Origin of the sequence: Sphingomonas populi (genome assembly GCF_004208535.1) — a bacterium.
Classification (GTDB): domain Bacteria; phylum Pseudomonadota; class Alphaproteobacteria; order Sphingomonadales; family Sphingomonadaceae; genus Sphingomonas; species Sphingomonas populi.
In genome coordinates this window covers 1-6039 of record NZ_SGIS01000085.1, presented here as the reverse complement: position 1 = coordinate 6039, position 6039 = coordinate 1, and the positions used below count along the sequence as shown (strand labels likewise).

General features: G+C 66.5%; 5 protein-coding genes. 4 read left to right on the top strand and 1 reads right to left on the bottom strand.

Annotation, left to right across the window (positions count from 1 at the left end; translation table 11 throughout):
* Positions 1 to 216: 216 nt before the first annotated feature.
* Together EWE75_RS23455 and EWE75_RS23450 are read left to right on the top strand one after the other, a co-directional pair.
* On the top strand, positions 217 to 702 hold the full coding sequence (locus EWE75_RS23455) for a hypothetical protein (RefSeq protein ID WP_165388513.1): 486 nt from the start codon (positions 217 to 219) through the stop codon (positions 700 to 702).
* 116 nt (positions 703 to 818) lie between these two features.
* Positions 819 to 3191, top strand: coding sequence for a TonB-dependent receptor (locus tag EWE75_RS23450; RefSeq protein ID WP_130160471.1), 2373 nt, complete (start codon positions 819 to 821; stop codon positions 3189 to 3191).
* A gap of 96 nt (positions 3192 to 3287) precedes the next feature.
* Here EWE75_RS23450 and EWE75_RS23445 read toward each other — a convergent pair whose 3' ends face one another.
* Positions 3288 to 4199 (bottom strand): LysR family transcriptional regulator, encoded by a 912-nt coding sequence (locus EWE75_RS23445; RefSeq protein ID WP_130160470.1) that lies wholly within the window; start codon positions 4197 to 4199, stop codon positions 3288 to 3290.
* 103 nt (positions 4200 to 4302) lie between these two features.
* Here EWE75_RS23445 and EWE75_RS23440 point away from each other — a divergent pair, with 103 nt between their 5' ends.
* Positions 4303 to 5001 carry a pirin family protein gene (locus EWE75_RS23440; protein ID WP_130160469.1) on the top strand — a complete coding sequence of 233 codons (699 nt, stop codon included), beginning with the start codon at positions 4303 to 4305 and terminating at the stop codon, positions 4999 to 5001.
* Between the two features lie 36 nt (positions 5002 to 5037).
* Positions 5038 to 5865 carry an alpha/beta fold hydrolase gene (locus EWE75_RS23435; RefSeq protein WP_130160468.1) on the top strand — a complete coding sequence of 276 codons (828 nt, stop codon included), beginning with the start codon at positions 5038 to 5040 and terminating at the stop codon, positions 5863 to 5865.
* The last annotated feature ends 174 nt before the right edge of the window (positions 5866 to 6039 follow it).

The following is a 6039-nucleotide window of genomic DNA, read 5'->3' as shown; positions in this document are numbered from 1 at the left end:
CCTATGACGACATCGTCGACCATTGCTGCGACGCCTGGAACAAGCTGGTCGACCAGCCCTGGAAGATCATGTCTATCGGCCTGCGTGATTGGGCTCGCGAGTTCTGATCAGTGAATCTTGGTATTACCCCAGCCTGCCCGCCCGGCGCCTTGCCGGGCGGGTCTTTTCCGGCCCCATGATGGTTGTGCCTCGATACGCTTCGGCGCGGAGGACATGATGGACGATTCAGAGCTTTGGATGATGGTCGGCGCGAGCACCGCGTTTGGCGTGCTGCTCTCGGCGGTGGTGTTGTTCTGGTTCTTCCGGGGGCAGCGCCGCCGGCTCGCGGTGCCGCCCGCGACAGGTGCCGACGGGATGACCAGCTTCCCGGTGCGCGGCATCTCCACGCAAAGCCGCCTGATCGTCGGCGGATCGCACAACAGCATCAACCCTTTGTTCGCGATCGGCCCGGGCGGGATCAACCTGCGCGTGCTGCGCCGACAGCACCTCGCGTTCTCCGATATCGAGCAAGCCGATGTCCGCAAGACGCTGCTCGGCCAGATGCTGGTCCTCAAGCACGTCGATGGGCGCGTCTACGCGATCCGCTTCGGCACCGCCGATCACATCGGCCGCGTCCTCACGCTGATCCCTGCCTACACCGTGCGGCTGACCGAGGCCGCGACCCGGCTGCGCGATGCTGCGGCGACGGGGGCATCGCGCTAGTCGCCCCGCCACGACTCGCGCGGGCGGGTCTTGCGCTATATTCGACGATATATAATACTCCCTGAAAGCCTGCATGGCAGCGTCGCGGCGCGCGCCGTGCGGAGAAAAGGGGTCCCATGAACAACCGTGCCCTCGCCGCGACTGCGGCGGCCATCCTCGCGTTCGCGCCACTGGCGGCACACGCCGCCGCGCCGGACGATGCGCCCGTCGCCGAAGCCGCCGGCCAGCCCGACACCGACATTCTCGTCACCGCGCGTCGCCGTGCCGAAGACCCGCAGACCATCCCCGGCGCGCTCTCGGTGGTATCGGGTGCGCTGCTCGACCGTTCGTACACGATCAACACGCAGGGGCTGGCGGTGCTGGTGCCCGCGCTCAACTACAGTTCGGCCAATCCGCGCAACACCGCCTTCACGATCCGGGGGCTCGGATCGAGCGTGGTCGCGGTCAGCCAGGCCAATGACGGGCTGGAGCCGGGCGTCGGCTATTATGTCGATCAGGTCTATCACGCCCGCCCCGCCACCGCCGCGTTCGATTTCAGCGATATCGACCATATCGAGGTGCTGCGCGGGCCGCAGGGCACGCTGTTCGGCAAGAACAGCACCGCAGGCGCGATCAGCATCTCCACCCGCCTGCCAACGTTCGAACCCGAAGCCGAGGAGGAACTCTCAATCGGCAGCCGCAATTTCGTGCAGGCCAAGGCGGCGGCCTCGGGCGCGCTGATCGGCGATAGCGTGGCAGGGCGGATCTCGGCGGTGGTGACGCGCCGCGACGGGGTGATCCGCGACACGCGCACCGGCGCCGATCTCAACACGATCGGCAATCAGGCGGTGCGCGGGCAAGTGCTCATCAAGCCGAACGACACGCTGCAAGTGCGGCTGACCGCCGATTTCAGCAACTTCCAAAGCGACTGCTGCACGCAGGTCTATCTCCGCGTCGCGCCGACGCTCAAGGCCGCCGCGCGCCAATATGCCGCGCTCGCCGCCAATCTGCCCGGCGGTGCCTATCAGCCCGCCAGCACCAATCCGTACGGCCGCGTCACCGATATCGACGCCGCGCTCGGCACCAACACCAACGAGGGCGGCGTCTCCGCGATCGCCGACTGGAACGTCGGGCCGGTCACGCTCACATCGGTCAGTGCGTGGCGGTTCTGGAACTGGGATGCCGCCAACGACCGCGATTATACCGGCATCCCGATCCAGACGAGCCAGCACATCCCGTCACGGCAGGACCAGTACAGCCAAGAACTGCGCTTCGCCTCGAACGGCGATCGTGCGCTCAGCTACGTCGGCGGATTATACGTCTTCCGCCAGCGCGTGATCGGCCGGCCGATCTCGATCTATGGCCCGCTCGCGACCTATTGGCTGCTCGGCGGCCCGTCCGCCGCGCTGCCCGCCAATCTGCTCGATGGCTATGGCTCGGACGGGCGCACCGATTTCCAGTCGAACAGCTATGCCGCGTTCGGCGAGGCCAACTGGCGCCCGCTCGCCGGGCTGACGCTGACCGGCGGCTTGCGCTACACCTATGAGACCAAGACCGGCAGCTACACCACCTTCACCTTCGGCGGCCCGAGCGGGCTGACGCAAGGCCAGATCAACAGCCAACTCTCGATCCTGCGCGGACAGGTCTATAGCGCCAAGGTCGACGACGGCAGCCTGACCGGCCGCGCCAACGTGGCCTATGACTTTACGCCGGGCGTGCTCGGCTATGCGAGCTTCGCACGCGGCGCGAAATCGGGCGGGATCAACATGTCGGGCCTCCCGCTCGACAACGCCAACCAGCCGGCGCTGTCGAAGGCGGTGGTACGCCCCGAAACCAACACCGCCTATGAGATCGGCCTCAAGACCCGGCTGTTCGACCATCGGCTGATCTTCAATATCGACGGCTTCTACACGCGCGTCACCGATTTCCAGGCGAACGTCACCGATACCGGCGCGGCGGCGGCGTTGCGCACCTATCTCGCCAACATTCCCGTGGTGACGGTGAAAGGGTTCGAAGCCGACGCGGTTGCCACCCCGATCCCGGCGCTGTCGCTACGCGGATCGGTCGCTTATGCCGATGGCGAATACACCGCCTACCCGAACGCGCCCTGCCCGATCGAGGCGATCGGCAGCGGCACCAGTGTCTGCAACCTGTCGGGCAAGCCGCTGTCGAGCCTGCCGAAATGGACCGTCTCGGCGGGCGGCGATTACACATTGCCGGTGCCGGCGCTGCACGGCGCCTTCATCCTGCACGCCGATTCGGTGTCGCGCACCAGCCAATATGGCGACCCGACCGACTCCGCCTACACACGCATCGAGGGCTACACGCTCGTCAACGCCAGCCTCGGCTATCGCAACAGCGCCGGCTGGGAGATCGCCGTGTTTGCGCGCAACCTGTTCGACGCGAACTACATCCAGAACGTGACGATCCAGGCAGGCAATTCCGGCCTGATCCTCGCCACCCCGAGCGACCCGCGCACGATCGGCGTGACGTTCCGGGCGCGGCAGTAGGGGGGAACATCCTAACCAAACCGTTCGTGTCGAGCGAAGTCGAGACACCTGTGCTCCGGGCGTACCCCTCGACTTCGCTCGACACGAACGGGAGAGTTAGCCCCAAGGCGGCGTCGCCAGCGCCTTGGCCAGATAGTCGATCAGCGCCTGCACGCGCAGCGGCCGCAGCGGCGAGGGCGGCATCAGCAGATGCAGCGCGAGCGGCGGCACCGACCATTCGGGCATCGCCACCTCCAGCCTCCCCGCCTGCACCGCGCGCCACACGAGGAACTCGGGTTGGAGCGCCAGCCCCTGCCCGGCCAACAGCGCGGGGCCGAGCATGTCGGCGTTGTCGGTCCAGATCCGCACCGGCGGCTCGACGATTTCCTCGCCGAACTGCGGATGCGTGAAACGCCACACGCCGCGCGTGCCGCCGCCGGTATAGGCGAGCGCGCTATGCCCGGCGAGCTGCGCCGGGTGCGTCGGGCGGCCGCGCGCGTCGAGATAGCCGGGTGATGCGACCAGCAGGATTCGCACCGCGCACAGCCGCCGTGCGAGCAGCGAGGAATCCTCAAGCCGCGCGATGCGCAGCGCGAGATCGAACCCGTCCGCCACCAGATCGACCCGGCGGTCGCTGAGCGCGAGATCGAGCGTGATCTCGGGATAGCGATCGAGGAACGGCGGCAGCGCGTCGCCGAGATAGCCGATGCCGAACGACAGCGGCGCGCTCATCCGCACGGTCCCGCGCGGTGTCGCGGATTGTTCGGCGGCTTCGTCCTCCGCCGCTTCTCCCTCGGCGAGCAGCCGCATCGCGCGCGGCAGCGCGGCACGCCCGCCCTCGGTCAGCGACAGCCGCCGCGAGGTGCGCGCGATCAGCGCGACGCCGAGCCGCGCCTCCAGCCGCGCGATCGCCTTCGAGACAGTCGGGTTGGACAGGCCGAGCGCCTGCGCGGCGCCGGCGAACGAGCCGCATTCGGCGACCTTGGCGAAGATCGCCCAGGCTTCGAGATCAGGGAGTCTACGTGTCATTTTCGGCAATGATACAATGCGATTGTTTCTATTTCGTCAAGGCGCGATCGAACGCATCTTGTGCGGGTCAGGAGCGAAGGCCGCTCCTCAGGGAGTTTGCACCATGATCGACCGTAGACCCTTCAATCAACTCGGCGGCGCCAACCACGGCTGGCTCGATGCCAAGCATCACTTCTCGTTCGCCGGCTATTACGATCCCGCCAAGATGGGCTGGGGCGACATCCGCGTCTGGAACGACGACACGATCGCACCGGGCACCGGCTTCCCGCCGCATCCGCATGCCGACATGGAGATCATCACCTATGTCCGCGAAGGCGCGATCACCCATCAGGACAGCCTCGGCAACATCGGCCGCACCGAAGCGGGCGACGTGCAGGTGATGAGCGCCGGGTCGGGCGTGCGCCACTCCGAATACAACAAGGAAAGCGGCACCACGCGGATCTTCCAGATCTGGATCGAGCCGAAGACGCGCGGTGAAACGCCGTCATGGGGCGCCAAGCCCTTCCCCAAGGGCGAACGCTCCGGGCAGTTCGTCACGCTCGCCAGCGGCTTCGTCGAGGATGCCGATGCGCTGCCGATCCGCACCGACGCGCGGATTTCCGGCGCGACGCTGAAGGCGGGTGAGACCACTGAATATCCGATCGACGCTAGCCGCCACGCCTATCTGGTGCTCGCCAAGGGCTCGGTCGAGATCAACGGTATCAAGCTCGATGCCCGCGACGGCGCCGCCATCACCGGCGAGACGTTGCTTCGCATCACCGCCAACGACGAAGCCGAGATCGTCCTCGTCGACGCCGCCTGAACCATCGCCAAAACACTGGTAAAAGGGAACATCATCATGGCCACCATCACCACCGCCGACGGCACCGAAATCTTCTACAAGGACTGGGGCTCGAAAGACGCGCAGCCGATCATGTTCCACCACGGCTGGCCGCTCAGCGGCGACGACTGGGACGCCCAGATGATGTTCTTTTTGCAAGCCGGCTACCGCGTGATCGCGCATGACCGGCGCGGGCATGGCCGCTCGTCGCAATCGGCGAGCGGCCATGACATGGACACCTATGTCGCCGACGTGGTTGCGCTGACCGATCATCTCGACCTGAAAGACGCGATCCACATCGGCCATTCGACCGGCGGCGGCGAAGTCGCCCGCTACGTCGCACAGGCCAAGCCGGGCCGCGTCGCCAAGGCGGTGCTGGTCAGCGCGGTCGCGCCGATCATGGTGGCGACCGAGACCAACCCGGACGGCGTGCCGATGTCGGTGTTCGACATGGTCCGCGAACAAACCGCCACCAACCGCGCGCAATTCTACTACGACTTCACTTTGCCCTTCTTCGGCTACAACCGCGACGGCGCCGAGGTGAAGGACGCGGTGCGGCAGAATTGGTGGCGGCAGGGCATGATGGGCAGCGTTCTCGCCCACACGCTCGGCGTGAAGGCGTTCTCCGAAACCGACTTCACCGCCGACCTGAAGGCGATCACCGTGCCGACCCTGGTCCTCCACGGCGAGGACGATCAGGTCGTGCCGTTCCCGACCACCGGCAAGGTTTCGGCGACGCTGGTGCCGGGTGCCAAGCTGATCTCCTACCCCGGCTATCCCCACGGCATGCCGACCACCCACGCCGACGTCATCAACGCCGATCTGCTGGCGTTCGTGAAGGGCTAAGCGATTGCATCGACGGCGGAGCGCGGCGCGGGAGTGCCGCGCTTTCACCCGTTCGTGTCGAGCAACTGTGTTCATGCCGGCCGGTATGTTTGCTGTGATTTGAGCATGGCATTGAGTGTGATGATGAGTTTTCGCATGGTTGCGACGAGGGCGACCTTGGCGGGTTTGCCGTTG

Bases quoted from the DNA above. Each gene is read 5' to 3' on its own strand.
- EWE75_RS23455 (WP_165388513.1), top strand. From the start codon at position 217: ATGGACGATTCAGAGCTTTGGATGATGGTCGGCGCGAGCACCGCGTTT.
- EWE75_RS23450 (WP_130160471.1), top strand. From the start codon at position 819: ATGAACAACCGTGCCCTCGCCGCGACTGCGGCGGCCATCCTCGCGTTC.
- EWE75_RS23445 (WP_130160470.1), bottom strand. From the start codon at position 4,199: ATGACACGTAGACTCCCTGATCTCGAAGCCTGGGCGATCTTCGCCAAG.
- EWE75_RS23440 (WP_130160469.1), top strand. From the start codon at position 4,303: ATGATCGACCGTAGACCCTTCAATCAACTCGGCGGCGCCAACCACGGC.
- EWE75_RS23435 (WP_130160468.1), top strand. From the start codon at position 5,038: ATGGCCACCATCACCACCGCCGACGGCACCGAAATCTTCTACAAGGAC.